Origin of the sequence: Luteolibacter luteus, from assembly GCF_012913485.1 — a bacterium.
In the GTDB taxonomy this organism is placed as follows: Bacteria; Verrucomicrobiota; Verrucomicrobiia; order Verrucomicrobiales; family Akkermansiaceae; genus Haloferula; species Haloferula lutea.
The window spans coordinates 2753974-2770556 of record NZ_CP051774.1 but is presented as its reverse complement, the minus strand read 5'-3'; the positions used below and the strand labels follow the sequence as shown (position 1 = coordinate 2770556).

General features: G+C 61.0%; 13 protein-coding genes. 10 read left to right on the top strand and 3 right to left on the bottom strand.

Going from position 1 to position 16583, the window contains the following annotated elements:
* Positions 1-135 precede the first annotated feature (135 nt).
* Positions 136-570: an IS200/IS605 family transposase gene (gene tnpA / locus HHL09_RS11595; RefSeq protein WP_240963773.1), complete on the bottom strand. Its 435-nt coding sequence runs from the start codon at positions 568-570 to the stop codon at positions 136-138.
* A gap of 317 nt (positions 571-887) precedes the next feature.
* On the opposite strand from tnpA, the gene HHL09_RS11590 reads away from it, so the two are divergent.
* Positions 888-1643 (top strand): hypothetical protein, encoded by a 756-nt coding sequence (locus HHL09_RS11590; RefSeq protein WP_169454799.1) that lies wholly within the window; start codon positions 888-890, stop codon positions 1641-1643.
* Positions 1644-1685: 42 nt separating this feature from the next.
* Positions 1686-3143: a phospholipase D-like domain-containing protein gene (locus HHL09_RS11585; protein WP_169454798.1), complete on the top strand. Its 1458-nt coding sequence runs from the start codon at positions 1686-1688 to the stop codon at positions 3141-3143.
* A gap of 44 nt (positions 3144-3187) precedes the next feature.
* Here HHL09_RS11585 and HHL09_RS11580 read toward each other — a convergent pair whose 3' ends face one another.
* On the bottom strand, positions 3188-5941 hold the full coding sequence (locus tag HHL09_RS11580; protein ID WP_169454797.1) for a helicase-related protein: 2754 nt from the start codon (positions 5939-5941) through the stop codon (positions 3188-3190).
* 97 nt (positions 5942-6038) lie between these two features.
* On the opposite strand from HHL09_RS11580, the gene HHL09_RS11575 reads away from it, so the two are divergent.
* The 8 genes from HHL09_RS11575 to HHL09_RS11540 all read left to right on the top strand — a co-directional run bounded on the left by HHL09_RS11575 (position 6039) and on the right by HHL09_RS11540 (position 15799).
* The gene (locus HHL09_RS11575; protein WP_169454796.1) at positions 6039-6725 is read left to right on the top strand and encodes a rhomboid family intramembrane serine protease; all 687 of its coding nucleotides are present in this window, start codon (positions 6039-6041) and stop codon (positions 6723-6725) included.
* Between the two features lie 65 nt (positions 6726-6790).
* A complete protein-coding gene (locus HHL09_RS11570; RefSeq protein ID WP_169454795.1) occupies positions 6791-7063 on the top strand; it encodes a hypothetical protein in 273 nt (90 codons plus the stop codon).
* Positions 7064-7248: 185 nt separating this feature from the next.
* The gene (locus HHL09_RS11565) at positions 7249-7614 is read left to right on the top strand and encodes a putative quinol monooxygenase (RefSeq protein ID WP_169454794.1); all 366 of its coding nucleotides are present in this window, start codon (positions 7249-7251) and stop codon (positions 7612-7614) included.
* Positions 7615-7774: 160 nt separating this feature from the next.
* Positions 7775-12436, top strand: coding sequence for a ThuA domain-containing protein (locus HHL09_RS11560; RefSeq protein ID WP_169454793.1), 4662 nt, complete (start codon positions 7775-7777; stop codon positions 12434-12436).
* Positions 12437-12609: 173 nt separating this feature from the next.
* Positions 12610-13659: an NHL repeat-containing protein gene (locus tag HHL09_RS11555; protein ID WP_169454792.1), complete on the top strand. Its 1050-nt coding sequence runs from the start codon at positions 12610-12612 to the stop codon at positions 13657-13659.
* 26 nt (positions 13660-13685) lie between these two features.
* Complete coding sequence (locus HHL09_RS11550; protein ID WP_169457737.1) at positions 13686-14540, top strand: class I SAM-dependent methyltransferase; 855 nt, start codon at positions 13686-13688, stop codon at positions 14538-14540.
* Between the two features lie 66 nt (positions 14541-14606).
* A complete protein-coding gene (locus HHL09_RS11545) occupies positions 14607-15041 on the top strand; it encodes a hypothetical protein (RefSeq protein WP_169454791.1) in 435 nt (144 codons plus the stop codon).
* Between the two features lie 2 nt (positions 15042-15043).
* Positions 15044-15799, top strand: a complete 756-nt coding sequence (locus HHL09_RS11540; protein ID WP_169454790.1) for a TSUP family transporter — start codon at positions 15044-15046, stop codon at positions 15797-15799.
* Here the strand turns inward: HHL09_RS11540 and HHL09_RS11535 are convergent, their stop codons facing one another.
* The gene (locus HHL09_RS11535) at positions 15800-16561 is read right to left on the bottom strand and encodes an NYN domain-containing protein (protein WP_169454789.1); all 762 of its coding nucleotides are present in this window, start codon (positions 16559-16561) and stop codon (positions 15800-15802) included.
* Between the last annotated feature and the right edge of the window lie 22 nt (positions 16562-16583).

Below are 16583 nucleotides of genomic sequence, written 5' to 3'. Positions count from 1 at the left end.
GGCCTGCGAGATTACTGCGTCCCAAGGGACGCTTTATAAAAGCCCGGCACGAAGTGCCGGGTTGGCTCGTCGCATGGATTGCGTCCTGACAGGACGCTTCATGCGGTGCAGAGGTTTCAGTCCCAGAGGTAGCGTTCATCCGGGTTGATGCCGTATTTGGTGAGTAGATCGCGGTATTCGTCCTGAAAAGATCGCACACCGGTGGTGTTCCTGTTGGGATTCGATGTATTTCACCAGCCCTTCGAGTTGAGATTGACCCAGGGAAAAAGCTCCGTATCCCGCCTGCCATTCAAAGTTGGGACTCACGCCGGATTGATCCTTCATCCAGACGGAGCTGGATTGCTTTATCCTCTTCACGAACTCCGCGATGCTGACCGTCCGTGAGAGGCCCACCGCAAGATGCAGATGGTCTTCAACGCCGCCGATCCGGAAAACCTCGCAGTTCAAGTCTCTGCCCACGGTAGCCAGGTAGGCGAACAAATGTGGGCGGATTTCGTTTGTCAGGAAACGAGCTCGATTCTTCGTTGAGAACACCACGTGGACGATCAGGCGGGCAAGAGATTGTGGCACGGAGCGAACCTTACGTTGTCGTTGCGCTTCCCGGCAACATGGGAGGACGCAGACCCTGCATGAAGCGTCCTGTCAGGACGCAATGCCCATCGCATCCCCTACCCGGCACTTCGTGCCGGGCTTTTATGAAGCGTCCCCTTGGGACACGGAGATCCATGGCTAGCTGGCAGGAAATGTCGAAGCGTTGAGACATGCTGAAAGAAGAGTTGGGACTTCGCATTCCGCATCGGTCTCTCGAACGTTTGTGGGATTCCGTCGGAATCGCCGAAACGTCATAGAGGACGGGCGGTTTTTCCGGAAACTCCTTGCTTCCACGGATGAAGATTCAGCTCCTGTCCCTCTCCATCGCCAGCTTCGCCAATGTCCTTCTTGCCGCTGGCGTGAACGAAGAATCGGCAAGCCGCACCTGGGTCTCCAATGACGGTCGGCCGATCGACGGGGTTTTCCTCCGTGCGAATACCGATGCGGTGGTGATCCGTCGCTCCGATGGCAAGGAACTGACCGTGCCGCTCAAATTTCTTAGTGCGGCCGATCGGGAATTTGTTGCGAAGCTGAGGACGGAGACTGCTTCCGCTGAAGCACCGGAGGAGAAGGTCCGGCAGTATCTGAAGTACAAGCTTTCCAATGGATCCGAGAAGTGGCCGGAGGATAGGAAGAAGAGGATCACCGATGCAATGGATCGTGCCGTGGCGCTCTATAACAAGGTCGGCGTTTTCAAGAAAGACCTGACGGCAAATAACAGCCCCGGCACACCGACTGCGGATGCCAACTATGACGGCTGGATCAATTTCGGGGGATCGATCAATGCCCGTGTGGCGCTGCATGAAATCGGGCATACGCTCGGCATCGGCACCCATGGCAATTGGCAGGCGAACATCAAGGACGGCAAGTGGACCGGCAAGCATGCGCTGGAGCAACTCCGCGAGTTTGATGGCAAGGACGCCGTGCTGAATGCCGACCGGATGCACTTCTGGCCCTACGGGCTGAATTTCGACAACGAATCGAGCAAGGAGAACGACATCCGCCACGTGAAGATGGTACTGGCGATGCGGAAGGACATGGGAATCGATTGATCGGCCACTTGCCAGATGGCCCGGATCCGCTTGATTGGGGCTATGCCGGAAACCCGCAGCCACCCTAGCAGGCGCTTCATTTTCATCCTGCCGCTGCTGCTGCTGTTTCCGTCCTGTGCGTCGCTGCGCTCCAATGCCTTTCGTTCCACCGACCGCCTGCCGCAGGCCAGTGATTCAGTGACAGGCGCGGGCCAGCTCGCGGTGAGCAGTGTGAGAGCGACCGGCCTGGCGATCGTGCGGCAGCCGGCGACGACGATCCGTACCGGTCTCGCCGTGCTCTGGCACCGGCCGCGAGAGATCGTGGCGGGAAACATCCCGTTGGAAGAACTGGCACCCGTGGTTCAGCCCGCGGAAATACCGGGCACCCCCGAGTTCGAGAGATTGCTTGATGAGAAGGGTCTGCGGCCTCCTCAACCCGGAAGCCTTTCGTGGCTGGTCGACGGGAAGAGCTTCTTCCCGGAGCTCGACCGCCAGATCGAGAAGGCGCGGGCATCCATCGATGTGCAGGTCTTCATCTACGACAACGACGACATCGCGGTCCGCTATTCCGACAAGTTCAAGGCGAAGGCCGAACAAGTGCCGATTCGCGTGCTCTTCGATGACCTGGGCAGCACCTTCGCCCATGGCGCGGCACCGGAGACGCCTGGGCCTCCGGGTTTCGTTCCGCCGGTGGATATCGCGTTCTACTTGCGGGAGAATTCGCACGTGCGGGTACGGCGTTCCTTGAATCCGTGGCTGGTATGTGATCACACCAAGCTGCTCGTCTTCGACAAACAGACCGCGATCATGGGCGGGATGAACATCGGCCGGGAGTATTTCTCGGAGTGGCACGACCTCATGGTGAAGGTCGAAGGTCCGGTGGTGGGAAGCTTGGGCCGCGAGTTCAATCGTGCCTGGCGGAAGGCCAGCATCTGGGGTGACTTCTCCATCTTCCACTATCCCAAGGCGATCGCTGTGCCGAAGCCCGGGCCGCGTGATTTCCCGGTGCGCCTGCTGCGCACGGATGCGGCGCGTGGCGAGACCGATGTCATGGATGCCGGCTTGTTGGCCATTCACGCGGCGCGGAAGCGGATCTGGATCGAGAACCCGTATTTTGCGCATGATGAGACGGCGCGTGCGCTCGAAGCTGCGGCACGTCGCGGCGTGGACGTGAGGGTGATCCTTCCGGAGCGCGGCGACTCGACGATCATGGATGCCGGGAACATGGCGACGGCCCGCGGTTTGATCCAAGCGGGCGCGAAAGTGTATCGCTACCCCCGGATGACCCACATGAAGGTGATGGTCTGCGATGGTTGGGCGAGCGTCGGATCGGCGAATCTCGATACCCTGAGCCTGCGGATCAATCGCGAGTTGAACCTCGCATTCTCCGATGCCACGGCCATCCGCAGCTTGGAAAGCGCGGTGTTCCAGCCAGACTTCCGGGCCTCCAGGCTGGTGAAGCTGGAAGAGACCCAAGCTCCCGGAGGAGCCTTGGCGGAAACGATCGCGGATCAGTTGTGATCTCAGGCAGCGGAGCGACCGGGGTCGCTCCGCTAAAGTCGGACCTACTCCGCGGCGGCCCCTCTCACGGGTGCCTTCCACACCAGCCTCACGGCATCCAGGCGGACGCGTGCCGAGGATATCGCTTCAGCGAGCTCTTTTTCTCGCTTCTGCAAGGCGGCGATTTCCTCCGGCTTCACGTGGTCATTCACCTCCGCGAGATCGCGCAGGCGCGAAAGTTCCGCGGCCATTTCAGAGCGCATGACAATCATCGCTTCGTCGATGACCGCACGGCTGTGCGCGACGCCGAAATCCCGGGCCTTGTCCAGCATCACGGGCAGTACCTTGCGCTTCACCGCTTCGTTCTTCAGCAGGCTCGCCGGATCGCCGCGGCGCAGCTTTGCCTGTTGCAGGCCCTTGTCATTCGTCTGATCACCGCCGGTGTGGTCCACCGCGATGCGCAGGGGTGTTTGCGGGAGGAAGCGTTCCACGTGCAGGTGCGCGGGGGCGATGGATTCCACGACGACCCATGCTTCCAGCAGCATGCGTTTTTCGCCGGTGGACTCCCACACGCCGAAGGCAGCATTGCCCGCTTCCGAGCCAAGCATCAGGTCGAGCGCGGCACGTACCATCGGATGATCCCAAGTGAGGAAGGCTTCCTGTTCCCTCTCGAGCGCCCTCTGGCGATCAAAGGTAACGCTCAAGCCTTCATTCGGCAGGGATGGGAAAGCATCGGACTTCAAGTTCCCCGGCAGCAGGAAATAGCGGCGCTTGCCGAGTTCCTCGATGTGCAGGCCGGAGTGCTCGAAGAGCCGCATGATGAATTCTTCGAACTCCGCGTCCTCATCCCAGTCGGTGATGTGGTTGATCACCTTCGCCGAGCGCTCGGGACGATGCGAGCTGCGTTCAAGCAAGCGGTCTTGGCCGCGGGCGAGTCGTGAAGAAATCTCCTCACGCTTCTCCTGTGTGCTCGCGATCAGCTTCTGCAGCGCGGCTTTGCCTTTTTTCGATAGAGCGGCATCCAGCTGGTCCTGGAGTTCCTGCTGAATCTCCGCCGCACCGTGAGGGCTGGAGCGGAAGGCATTCAGGCCCTCGTCCAGCCACTTCACGTGCACTTCCTCAGGACCTCCGGCGATGTAGGGCACGTGGATCTGAATGGTGCCGCGTTGTCCGATGCGATCGAGGCGGCCAATGCGCTGCTCAAGCAAATCGACGTGGTCCGGCAAATCGAAGAGCACCAGATGGCGGGCAAACTGGAAATTGCGGCCTTCACTCCCGATTTCGGAACAAATCAAGACGCGGGCTCCCTCTTCTTCCGCGAAGAACGCGGCATTCCGGTCGCGCTGGATCAAAGTGAGATCTTCGTGGAAAAGCGCAGCCACGGTGCCGTCGCTGTCGCGCAGCGATTCCATGATTTCCTCCGCGAGCTCGCGGGTTTTTGCGATTACCAAGACCTTGTCCTCCGGAGCAAGCGAGGCGAGCAGCTTGCCGAGCCACTTGGTCTTCGCGGCCATGCCGTCGCTGCCTTTGAGCGGGATGAGATGCGGCTCGCGTTGAGGGAAGCCACCGAGGCGCGCGCGGGTATTCCGGAACATCACGCGGCCCACGCCGACGCTATCCAGCAGGTCGCGGATCAGGGTTTCGCGGGCATGCGGCTTTTCTCCGGCGGTTTCGAGCAGGCCTTTTTCGAAGCGCGGGCGGCCTTTGACGAGTTTGACCAAGCGTTCGCTGACCTTTCCGCCGTTGGAGAGATCTTCAACGATATCCGCCACCTCTTCATAGTGGCGGGTTTCCTCGCGATACTTCTCCAGGTCCGCATAGCGGCCGGGGTCCAGAAGCTGCAGCCGTGCGAAGTGGCCTTCCGGGCCGAGCTGCTGCGGAGTTGCGGTGAGGAGCAGCAGGCTTTCGGTTTGCGCGGCCAGGGCGCGGACAACCTCATAAGCGGGGCCAGGTTGCTCCGGTGACCATTCGAGGTGATGAGCTTCATCGACCACCAGCACGTCCCAACCCGCCGCGATAGCTTGCTGCGTGCGGACTTCGTTGCCCGCGAGGAGATCGGTGGACGCGAGCACCCATTGGCTATCAAGGAAGGGATTTCCCTCCGGATCGCCTTCCTCAATCGCTTCACAGCGCTCCTCGTCGAAGATATCGAAGGACAATTGGAAGCGCCGCAGCAGCTCGACGAACCACTGGTGGATCAGCGCGCCCGGTACCAGGATCATTACCCGCGAGGCTCGACCGGTGAGTAACAGGCGATGGACGATGAGGCAGGCTTCGATGGTTTTTCCGAGACCCACCTCGTCCGCGAGCAAAACGCGGGGGCAGGGGCGGTTTGCCACCTCATTCGCGATGAAAAGCTGGTGCGGGATCAGGTCCACCCGGGCCCCGGCGAGACCGCGCGCAGGGGAGCGCCGCATTTCCGCACGTCGGTGCAGTGCCTCGCCCCGCAGGTCGAACTCGGAAGGATCATCCAGCTTGCCGCCAAAGAGCCGCTCCTCCGGCTTGTTGAATGCCATGGAGTCGGACAGTTCGGCTTCCGCGACATCTCCGGCGTCGGTCTCATAAATGCGAAGACCGCCTTCCTCACGGACCTTGTCCACGGTCATCTCCGTTCCCTCATGGGTGGTGATCTTGTCACCGGGCAGGAATTTCACGCGGCGCAAGGGCGCGGACTCAAGCGCGTAGCAACGGTTTTCCCCGGCGGCCGGGAAGACGATTTCCACCTTGCCGTGTCCTCCGCTCAGGATGATGCCGAGTCCGAGTTCCGGTTCGCTGTCGCTTACCCAGCGCTGTCCGCGCGTCCATGTCTGTGCTGCCATTCGAAAAGGGGCGGGCAAACTAGCGTCCGATCCCGGCAGCGCAAGCCGGGCCTTGCCACGATGCGAGAATCTACCCAGACATCCCCGGCAGACCCCCATGCGCCGGATCCGACATGATGCCACCCAAGCCCTGTTTCATGCCCAGGGCCCGCTGTTGGTGCTGATCACCGCGATGTTCGCCATCTACTTTCTCCAGTGGCGGAGCGAGAGCGGTTGGTACGCTCCCTTCATGGCCGTCCCGCAGGCGGTCGTGGAGAGCTGGAATGACCTGCGTGGCGGTAGTTTCGATCTCGCCGACGCGAAGCAGTTCGGCACCCTCGTGAGCTACGCTTTCCTGCATGGAAGCTCCGAGCACGTGATCTACAACATGCTCTTCCTGTGGCTCTTCGCGGCACTTGCGGTGGAATTGCTGGGGCAGGGCTGGATGTTGGCGACCTTCCTCATCACGGCCGTCACCGGTGCCATCACCCATGTGGTGCTAAATGCCGACAGCCCGGTCCCGACGCTCGGTGCTTCCGGTGCAGTCATGGGATTCGAGGGACTTTATCTGGGGCTCGCCATGCGCTGGCATCTGCCGACCCCGCATGTCTGGCCGATGGCACGCCCGATCCCGCCGGGCCAGCTCGCCCTGGTGGGGCTGGCCGGGGTGGCGATCGATTACTACTCGATCCTCAGCCGCAGCGAATCGAACGTCGCGTTCGGCGCGCATATCGGCGGCTTCTTGGGGGGCGTCGTGCTGGCCTGCCTGATCCCGCGCAAGCCGCAGGGTGCCAGGCATCGTTAAGATAGCCGTTTCAATTGCACCTAGACGGCATGATGGACCGGTGTTAGAGGTGAAATGCTATGAAAATGTCCACCCTTGTCCCACTGGGCCTCCTAATGGCGTTCTCAGCTCCCTCCTGCAGTTATGTGGCGACGGGCTATCAGGCTGCGGGCTATGCACCGCAGGACGCTTATCGCCGCGGGTACGTCGATGGAAGCGGCGATAAGGTCTACGGAAGAGCCTACGATCCGCACATCAACGAAGATCGCACCCTGCCACGCGCCCATCGGAATGACTATATCTGGGGATACATCGATGGTTTCCGCAACCCCAACGGCTATTTCGAAGGCAGCAAGTGATCCCCTGCGGTTCGCCGCCAGCCATCCGCCTTCGCGACGCGGGGGATTTTTGAGGCTCAGCCGCCGCCACCGGTGCGGAGGTTAGGGGGGGTGTCGCTTTACCGCAGGGTTCCGGCTCCGGGGCGGGGACGTGGTCGGTGATTTTTTCCTGCCATCTGGCCGGGCTTTCGCTTCATCTAGCGCACATGAGTCTGCCTGCGAACCTCGTTACCATCCATCCGTACTTCAAAGCCCACGCCGGAACCACCTTCGAGCAGATCGAGGAAGTGCTCCGGGAGTTCGTGGCGGCCACGAAGACCGAGCCGGACTGCCTCTTCTACGAGTTCACGGTGAATGACGACGTGGTATTTTGCCGGGAAGGCTATCCGGGCGGCGAGGCGACCCTGCACCACCTCCAGAACGTGGGTTCCGTGATCGCGAAGATGCTCACCATCTCCGACATGATCCGTCTGGAATTCCACGGCCCGGCCGCGGAAATCGACAAGCTTCGCGAGCCGCTGGCGCACCTGAATCCTGCGTGGTTCGTGCTACATGGCGGGATCGAGAGATAGTCCGCAAGAGGCGGGCCGCATCTGAAAATGATAAACAGATGTGAACTTTTAAAGGTCTGGAACCGGAGTGGCGGGTATGCTGTGATGCCCGGCGTTCCCATTCACCCAGACTCGCGTTCCGTTTTTCATGCGGACGCGACCGGCCCCCACCGGTACCCCCATGATTCGCCCCCTTGTTGTCTCCCTGCTGTTCCCCGCGTTCGTTTCTGCTGTCCAAGCGGAACGGACGAAAGTCCTCATCATCGAAGGTGCCAGTAATCATGACTGGGAGCGCCGGAAGGAGGCCCTGAAGGCGATCCTTTCGCGCGACGGGAGCTTTGATGTCGAGGTAAGCGTCACGCCTGGTGCTGCGGGCGACCCCGGCTGGGCCGCTTGGCACCCGGATTTCCCTGCCTATGACGTGGTGCTCTCCGGCTATAGCAATGGGTCGGGTGGTGAACCGCGCTGGCCCTCCGCCGTCGAGTCGGCCTTTGCTTCCTACGTTCATGGCGGTGGCGGTTTCGTGGCGATCCACGAGGCATGTGATTCCTTTGCTGGCTGGAACGAGTATGGCGAGATGCTCGGGCTGCGCTGGAATCCGGCGAGCTTGGGGAAGTCGATCATCATCAACGCGGACGAGACGCTTCAGGTCGTCCTTCCGGGGCAGGGTGCTCTTACCAGCCACGGCGATCGTAGCGACATTCTCGTAAAGCGGCTCGGCGATCACCCGATCCATGCCGGTTTGCCTGCTTCATGGATGGCCGCGAACCTGGAAGTCTGGCGTTATCCTCGCGGACCCGCAGAGAACCTGACGGTGCTTTCTTACGCGAAGGACCCGTTGACGCAGCTTCAGTTCCCGGTGGAGTGGACCGTGAACTACGGCACCGGGCGGGTCTACGCCTCAAGCTACGGGCATATTGGCAAAGGTGAGAATGCGCCGGGGGGCTTCCGTTGCGCAGCATTCCAAGAGAACCTAGTGCGTGCGGTGAAATGGTGCGCGGGCATCAATCCTCCGGCCACGGTGCCGTCGGACTTTCCTGCGGCGAATGCACCCTCCCTGCGGGCCTATGCGGAGGGTACGAGTGGCTTTGGTGGTCCGAAGGCGGTGGGGCCATTCGCGAACGGGGTCTTGCCGACGCTGTCCGTGGTGCCGACCGGTGTCGAAGTGGTCGAAGCCTTCCCGGCCTTGGATTGGGATGCGCCCATCGATGCGCGGCCTTGGCCGGAATCGCCGGGGCAGCTGCTGATCGCGGAAATGGATGGCCGCATTTACAAGGTGGCCGACAATGACACGACCACGACGAAACAGCTGGTCCTCGATATCCAGGATCGTGTCTGGCACTACAATTGGGAGAACAACGATCCCGGCACGAAACACGGCGGCATTCTGTCCACGGTCTTCCACCCGCAGTTCGGGAAGGGGCAGGGGAAGGACTATCTCTACGTTTACTACGTCCACAATCCAGCCAGCGACCAGCCGAGCGCGAATCCGCCTTTTTATGACCGGCTCGCGCGCTTCACTTGGAATGGCAGCGCATTCACTGCTGCCAGCGAGCAGCTGCTGATCCACCAGTATGATACCACGAAGGGTCATGAAGGTGGTGGGATGTGCTTCGGTGCGGACGGCTTTCTCTACCTCGCCTTCGGTGATGAAGGGACGGAAAGCGGCGACTCTTCCCCGTTTACGCAGAAGATCAATGACCGCGCCCGATCCGGCGTCTGGCGGATGGACGTGGACATGCAGGGGGGCACGGTGAGCCATCCGATCCGCCGCCAGCCGGCAGGACAGGGTTCCTTCACGCAGAATTACTATATTCCAAGTAGCAATCCATGGCAGGACGTGAACGCGGGCATTCTCGAAGAATTCTATGCGATTGGCCTGCGCGAGCCGCACCGGATGAGCTTCGACGCCGTGACCGGTCTCTTCTGGATTGGCGATGTCGGTGCGAACAATCGCGAGGAAGTCGACGTGATCGACGGTCCCGGCCTGAATTTCGAGTGGAACTATAAGGAAGGTACGGCGGCTGGTTTCCGAGCTGCGCCTGATCCGCTGATCGGGATTTCGAGGGCGCCAGTACACGATTACTCGCACTCTCTCGGGTCCTGCATCATCGGCGGTCATGTCTATCGTGGCACGGCGATCCCGCAGCTGGCGGGGAAGTATCTCTACGGCGACAATGGCACCCAGCTGCTCTACGCGGTGGACTACGATCCGGTGGCAAAGCAGGTGCGGTCCGTGGAGCAATTCGCGCAAGGACGTCCCGGCTATCTTTTCAATGGGATCAGCTCCATCGGTGTGGATTCGCAGGGCGAACCTTTGCTCTTGCAACTGGCAGGCGGGAATCCGGGCACTGCACAGATCTCGCGGGTCAAGCCGGCCGGTCCTCCGGGAGGCGGGACTTGGCAGTATCCGCCGCTGCTTTCCCAGACGGGAGTTTTCACGGATCTGCCAACACTGGCTCCTGCGCCCGGGATGATTCCCTTCGATGTGAACATGCCGCTGTGGAGCGCCGGCATGCACAAGAAGCGCTGGGTGATGATCCCGAACGACGGCGTGGCGAATACGCCTGCCGAGCAGATCACCTACAGCGAGACCGGTGCGTGGCAGTTGCCGGTGGGCACCGTCTTCGTGAAGCATTTCGCGCATCCGGTGACCGAGGCCCCGCTGGAGACGCGCCTTCTGGTCCACGGTACCGATGGCTGGGGCGGTGTGACCTACAAGTGGCGTGCCGACGGCATCGAGGCCGATTTGTTAGAAAATGGTGGCGAGGAGACCTTCACGATCGAGGGTGAGACCTTCGATTACCTCTACCCCTCGCGGCAGCAGTGCAACATGTGCCATACCAGCGTGGCGGGGCCGGTTCTTGGCTTCCGCACCCGCCAGCTCAATCGCAGTTATTCCTATCCTGGCGGCGGGACTGCCAATCAGATCGAGTCGCTCAGCGTGGCGGGCTTCATCCCGCAATCGATCACGGTCGCGCAGCTTGAGAGCGTGCTAACATCCGCGGATGCGGAAAGCAGCACCGTGTCCGATGAGGCGTGGGCCCGATCTTATCTGGATAGCAATTGCTCGCACTGCCACCAGCCTGGGGGCAGCTCGCGCGCTTTCTTTGATGCGCGGCTCGTCACGCCGCTCGGTGGCCAGTCGATCGTCTGCGGTCCGGTGATGGATGGGCTTGGCGCTCCCGCTCCAGCCGTGGTGAAGCCGGGCAGCTTCGAGAACTCCGTGATGTTGCTGCGGATGAATACGATCGACGAGTGCTGCTCGATGCCGCCCTTGGCAAAGGGGATTGTTGACAATGTTGCCGTATCCCGGGTGGCGGATTGGATCCTCGGCATGAATGCCGATTCATGCACCAAGTCCTCCGGTTTCTATGGCGCGGGGCAGATGGGTATCCCGGTTTCCACCCCGGCCGGTTACCTGATGCCCGACGGCTGGCACTCGAACATCGTGGTGAATGAGGACAATACTTTCACCAACCTGAGCGGCGCTCCGCTCAGCTTGGCACTGGATCGATTCTCCTTCAAGGCGGGACGCAGTGGCGATCCGCTGACACCCTTTGTCGTAAAGGTGAAGGGGGACAATGACTTCACCGTTCTCGCCATCGGCACGCCGAGAACCAACTACGCCGTGGGTAGTAATAGCCTGCCCTTTTCCGACGGTATGACGAAGATCAACGTGGCTCCCGGCGAAACGATTGCGATCGGTTTCCTCGATTCCAACCCGGATGGCTCGGGTGGCAGCGTGGCGGGGATTGTCGAGTGGGAAGACGGCGGTGCGGAGATCTGGTATGGCGGCGGCGATACGGATGCCGATGCTGGATCCATCACCCTAGGCGCCATGCCCGATCATGGCACCAAGCTCTTCACCACCTTCCACAGGAACTACCGCTTCACCGTCAGCTACACGATCGAGGCCTATGAGATGGGGAATGGGCTCAATATTCAGCCCGGCTATGGCGTGGACGGCGCGAATTCGAATTTCGTGATCAACAAGACGGATACCTTCACGAACAATACCGCGGAACCGCTCAATGTGAGCATCGACCGTTTCCGTTTCCATGCTTCCCGGGTCACCGATCCAGTGACCCCATTCGTCGTGAAGATGAATGGGAGCAATAGCTTCACCGTGCTGGCGATCGGCGTGACCCGTGCCACCTACGCGCTGGGAAACAATGACGTTCCGTTCTCCACAGCGCCCGTGCAGCTCACGCTCGCGCCGGGGGAGAAGATCGCACCCGGTTTCATGGACGCCTATCCCGATGGATCCGGCGGCACGCGGAATGGTGCCGTTTCCTATGAATACGAGGGGACGGATCTCAATTACTACAGCTATAGTGAGACGAACGCGGCCAGCAGCATTGTCGTCGGCCAGGCTCCGGTCACAGTTGGCTACCTGCTGCCGAACCTGGCACGGGATTACTACTTCTCCATCTCGCTCGGATTCGGTGGCAAGGAGGACGAGGACGGAGACGGCCTGCCGGACCGTTGGGAGCTGGCCTATGCCTCTGTCCTCACCGGCCTCTCGGCGACGACTGACACCGACGATGATGGTTCGAGCGATCTCGACGAATACGAGGCAGGTACGAGCCCGATCGATCCCGGGAGCCGTCTCTTTGCCTTGGGTCTCGAGAAGGGAGAGAACGGTGTCACCGCCACCGTGAAAACCGTGCCCGGCAGATATTACAAGGTGGAGGCCTCCGCGGATCTTGGCTCCTGGTCCGAGGTCGGCACATGGAAGGCTGCAAGCTGGCCGGCAAGCAGCACCCCATTTGTGGTGCCACAGGGCTCTTTGCCGGAGGGTTCGGCGCAGCGGGTCTTCATTCGCGTGGTCCCGCGCTGAACGCGCTGCGCTTTTGAAAATCCGGCGCTTCTCCTGAAGCAAATTGCGTTTCGAAGAAAAGCCAAACGGACATCGAAAGGCGCTGCCTACGTGAAGAACATATCGCATCTTTCGGCCTGTCCCGCATGGATGTTTTTGCTTGCGAAGACTTCCTCAAATCGTGTGCTGGAGACATGAACGTGGACCGACGCGACTTCCTCCTCTCCCTCTCCTCCGCCATGGTTGCCCTCAGCGCTCGCGGCCTTGCGCAATCCCAGGATGCTTCCACCGGCGCAGCCGTGGTGGGCCAGGGCAAGTATCAGTGGCGCGTCGTTCCCGGCTGGGGCGTGCTCGATGCGGAGACTCCGGTGAAGGATTGCCACGCCATGATCCAGGTGAAGGACGGCCGGATCTTCCTCCTCACGAACGAGACGAAGAACAACGTCATCATCTACGACAAGGCCGGCAAGCTGCTCGGCAAGTGGGGTACGGAGTTTCCCGGAGCCCACGGCTTCACGCTCGCGGAAGAAGATGGCAAGGAAGTCTTCTATATCACCGACCACGACCGTCACCAGTTCTTCAAGACCACGCTCGACGGGAAGATCCTGCGCACCTGGGATTACCCGGAGAAGAGCGGCAAGTATGCGAACGCCGGCGAGTTCAAGCCGACCCACGTCGCGCTCGCTCCCGATGGCGGCTTCTTCGTGGTGGATGGCTACGGCAAGAGCTGGTGTCACCGCTACGACAAGAAGGGCGAATGGGTGAAGTGCTTCGGTGGTGATGAAGGCGATGGCGCGAATCTGGCCTGTGCCCACGGTGCCTGGGTGGATACCCGCGATCCGAAGAAGCTTCTTTGGATCACCTCCCGCAGCGAGTCGAAGCTGAAGCGTTACACCTTGGACGGCAAGCTGGTCGATATCCTCGAACTCACCGGTGCACAGCCGAACTTCATCGTGCCCTTCGGCGATCACACCGTGATTCCTTGCCTGCGTGGCAACGGCGCGCAGAACGGTAGCCTGGAGAACGGCTTCCTTTGCGTTCTCGATCCCGAGCGCAAGGTCATCTCGAATCTCGCGGCTCCCGCGCCCGCCTATGCCGATGGCAAGCTGGGTGGCCTCGCCGCCGACACGAAGCTCTTCACCTATCCCCACGGCATGCTGATCGACGACGATCAGAGCATCTACGTGGCACAGTGGAATTCGGGACGCACCTACCCGATCAAGCTGGAGCGCGTGAAGGCCTGAGCCTCGCGTTCTCCTCTGCTCCCATGATCCAGACCGACCTTCACGAAAGAAACCGCCTCTCGTGGAATGCCGCGACGGTGGTGCACAATTTGCACAAGCCGGATCAGGCGGCTTTCTTGCGTGGAGGAGGCAGCACTCTGTTCGAAGAAGAGATCGCCCTGCTTGGCGATGTCCGGGGGCAAGAGGTGCTGCATCTGCTCTGCAATTCGGGCCAGGATAGCTTGGGCATCGCGGCCTTGGGGGCTGCGGTGACCGGGGTGGATATCAGCGATGAGGCGATCGCCTTTGCCCGCCGGCTTTCGGAGGAGTCGGGGATCGCGGCGAGCTTCGAACGCTCGGACGTCTATCCATGGCTCGATGCAGCGATCACGGAAGGAAGGCGCTTTGACATCGTCTTCGCTTCCTACGGCGCATTGTGCTGGCTCTCCGATCTTGATGAATGGATGAAGCGCGTGGCGGCCGTTTTGAAGCCGGGTGGCCGCTTCGTGTGCATCGAGTTCCACCCGGTCGCGATGATCTTTGACGAGGAGGGAAAGCACGCCTTCCACTACAGCAAGCCGGATGAGCCGCTGCTCTGGGACAATGGGGTTTCCGACTACGTGGGTGCCTCCGAAGGCGGTTTGGTTCCTTCCGGTGTTTCGGGTCAGGCGGCGCCCTTCGTCAATCCGCATCCCTGTGCCGAGTTCCAACGCGGTGTTGCAGACATCCTTGGCGCGATCTTGGGAGCGAGGCTCCAGCTCGCGGAATTCCGGGAGTATCCGTACTCGAATGGCTGGAAGCCTTACACGGAGATGGGCGCCCTTCCCGGGAGGCGCTGGACCGCGCTGGACGACAGGCCCTCACTGCCCCTGATGTATAGCGTCGTGGCGCGGAAAGGCTGAGCCCGCGGATTTCTCGCGACTCCTTGATAATTGACTTCTTGTGAGCATCGCGTTACCCGTTTCTCCATGGGTGACGCGCCGCGCAACTACGGGAAACCCTCCGAGGATGCCCTGCACCGGATGCTGGAGGAACGGGAGCGCAGCCAAGCCAACAACCAGCGCCACCTGAAGCGGATCGCCTCGCGGATCCTCCTCGGGATCTTCGCCGTAGTTCTTCTCGGTTTTCTGAGCATGAAGGAAGCGCGCGATCTGATCGTCTCGCTTTTCCAAGACAAGCCCCAGCCTTCCAAGGTCCCGCTCCAAGCCGAGCCGGGTGTTCCGGGGAATATGAATGAGGAAACCGTGAAGAAGGTGGCCGACATGGTTTCGAAGGCGAGCGGCGGCCAAGTGATCGACAAGGGTGACATCGAGTTCGGCGCGGAGCTGCTCAATTTCATGCAGACCCCGAAGCCGGCGAAAGACGGGCCACACGCGGCCAAGACCACGCCGCATGACAAATAGGGATGTCGCCCCTCGCTTACGCATTGCTTTTCGTCGCGGGCTTCGGCGGCGGCTTTATCGACGCCGTCGCCGGTGGCGGCGGCCTGATCACCGTGCCCGCCTTGCTCGCTACCGGCATGCCGCCGCAGGTCGCGCTTGGCACGAACAAGCTGCAATCTTCCTGCGGAACCGCCATTGCCGTCTGGCACTATGCGAAGGCGGGCTTGATGAAGACCCCTTGGCTCTGGCTGGGCGTTGTGCTGGCTTTCTTTGCCAGCATGGGCGGGGCCTATGCGGTCAGCGTCCTTAGCAAGGACCTTCTGAAGCAGCTCATTCCCTGGCTTCTCGCAGGGGTGGCCGTTTACACGGCGTTCAACCGCCGCTTCGGCATCCAGGTTGGCAAGCAGCGGATCTCACCTTTCGTCTTCGCAATCCTCTTCGGGATCGCGCTGGGATTCTACGATGGCTTCTTCGGTCCTGGGACCGGGTCTTTCTGGACCCTTGCGGTGGTCTCTTTGCTCGGTCTCGAGCTGCGCGGCGCGACCGGCTATACCAAGGCTGCAAACCTCGCGAGCAACCTGGGCTCGCTGCTGATCTTCTTGGGCAACGGCTCGGTCCACTTCGCCGCCGCCGGTGCCATGATCGGCGGGCAGCTGCTGGGAGCTCGGCTAGGTTCCGCTCTCGTGATCCGACAAGGTGCCAAGTTCATCCGGCCGGTCTTCCTCACCGTCGTCTTCGCGATGACCCTGAAGCTGCTCTGGGATGCGTGGGGCGGATGATCACGCGTTCTTCGGTTTCGTCCTGATCTGGATGTGCTGATCCTTGCGCTGCACTTCAAAGGCATCAATCGCCCTGACCAGATCGCTGAGCCGGGCGTACCCGTGGATCCGAGGATCAAAGTCGGGCATCAGCTTGGAAAGATTGGATCCTACTCCGCCTAGCGAAGCCCATTCGCTTTCCTCGTTGGTCACCGCATCGATTGCTTTGCGGATCGCACTCACCAGCTTCCGGTCCTTCGAAAGCTGTTCCTTGGTTTTCTTTTTTGGCGGCGGTGTGGCAGTTCCGCTTCCGGCCTCTTCCTCCACGACAGCGGAAAGAACTTCCGTACGGATGAACTTATCGCAGGCATTCACAAACGGCTTCGGGGTCTTTTCCTCGCCGAAGCCATAGACCGTGAGGCCTTGTTCCCGGATCCGCGCGGCCAGGCGGGTGAAATCACTGTCGCTTGTCACCAGACAAAAGCCGCTGAAGCGACCGGAATGAAGGAGGTCCATCGCATCAATCACCATGGCGATGTCCGTGGCGTTTTTGCCCTTCGTGTAGCTGAATTGCTGGATCGGCTGGATGGAGTGCTTGAGGAGATCTTCTTCCCATCCCTTGAGATTGCTCTGGGCCCAATTGCCGTAGATCCGCCTCACACTTGCGGTGCCGTAAGTCGCGATCTCCGCCAACACGGCAGGGATCGACCTCCGGTTCACATTGTCCGCATCGATGAGAACCGCGAGCGGTTTGGTGGAGGGATCTGATGGGAGACCTGACATGCAGTTTCCTTATCCCCCAGCT

What these genes read in the sequence shown, in the direction of transcription:
- HHL09_RS11580 (WP_169454797.1), bottom strand. Translation starts at nt 5,941, where the DNA reads ATGGCAGCACAGACATGGACGCGCGGACAGCGCTGGGTAAGCGACAGC.
- HHL09_RS11535 (WP_169454789.1), bottom strand. Translation starts at nt 16,561, where the DNA reads ATGTCAGGTCTCCCATCAGATCCCTCCACCAAACCGCTCGCGGTTCTC.
- HHL09_RS11540 (WP_169454790.1), top strand. Translation starts at nt 15,044, where the DNA reads ATGTCGCCCCTCGCTTACGCATTGCTTTTCGTCGCGGGCTTCGGCGGC.
- HHL09_RS11545 (WP_169454791.1), top strand. Translation starts at nt 14,607, where the DNA reads ATGGGTGACGCGCCGCGCAACTACGGGAAACCCTCCGAGGATGCCCTG.
- HHL09_RS11585 (WP_169454798.1), top strand. Translation starts at nt 1,686, where the DNA reads ATGCCGGAAACCCGCAGCCACCCTAGCAGGCGCTTCATTTTCATCCTG.
- HHL09_RS11575 (WP_169454796.1), top strand. Translation starts at nt 6,039, where the DNA reads ATGCGCCGGATCCGACATGATGCCACCCAAGCCCTGTTTCATGCCCAG.
- HHL09_RS11565 (WP_169454794.1), top strand. Translation starts at nt 7,249, where the DNA reads ATGAGTCTGCCTGCGAACCTCGTTACCATCCATCCGTACTTCAAAGCC.
- HHL09_RS11590 (WP_169454799.1), top strand. Translation starts at nt 888, where the DNA reads ATGAAGATTCAGCTCCTGTCCCTCTCCATCGCCAGCTTCGCCAATGTC.
- HHL09_RS11560 (WP_169454793.1), top strand. Translation starts at nt 7,775, where the DNA reads ATGATTCGCCCCCTTGTTGTCTCCCTGCTGTTCCCCGCGTTCGTTTCT.
- HHL09_RS11555 (WP_169454792.1), top strand. Translation starts at nt 12,610, where the DNA reads ATGAACGTGGACCGACGCGACTTCCTCCTCTCCCTCTCCTCCGCCATG.
- HHL09_RS11570 (WP_169454795.1), top strand. Translation starts at nt 6,791, where the DNA reads ATGTCCACCCTTGTCCCACTGGGCCTCCTAATGGCGTTCTCAGCTCCC.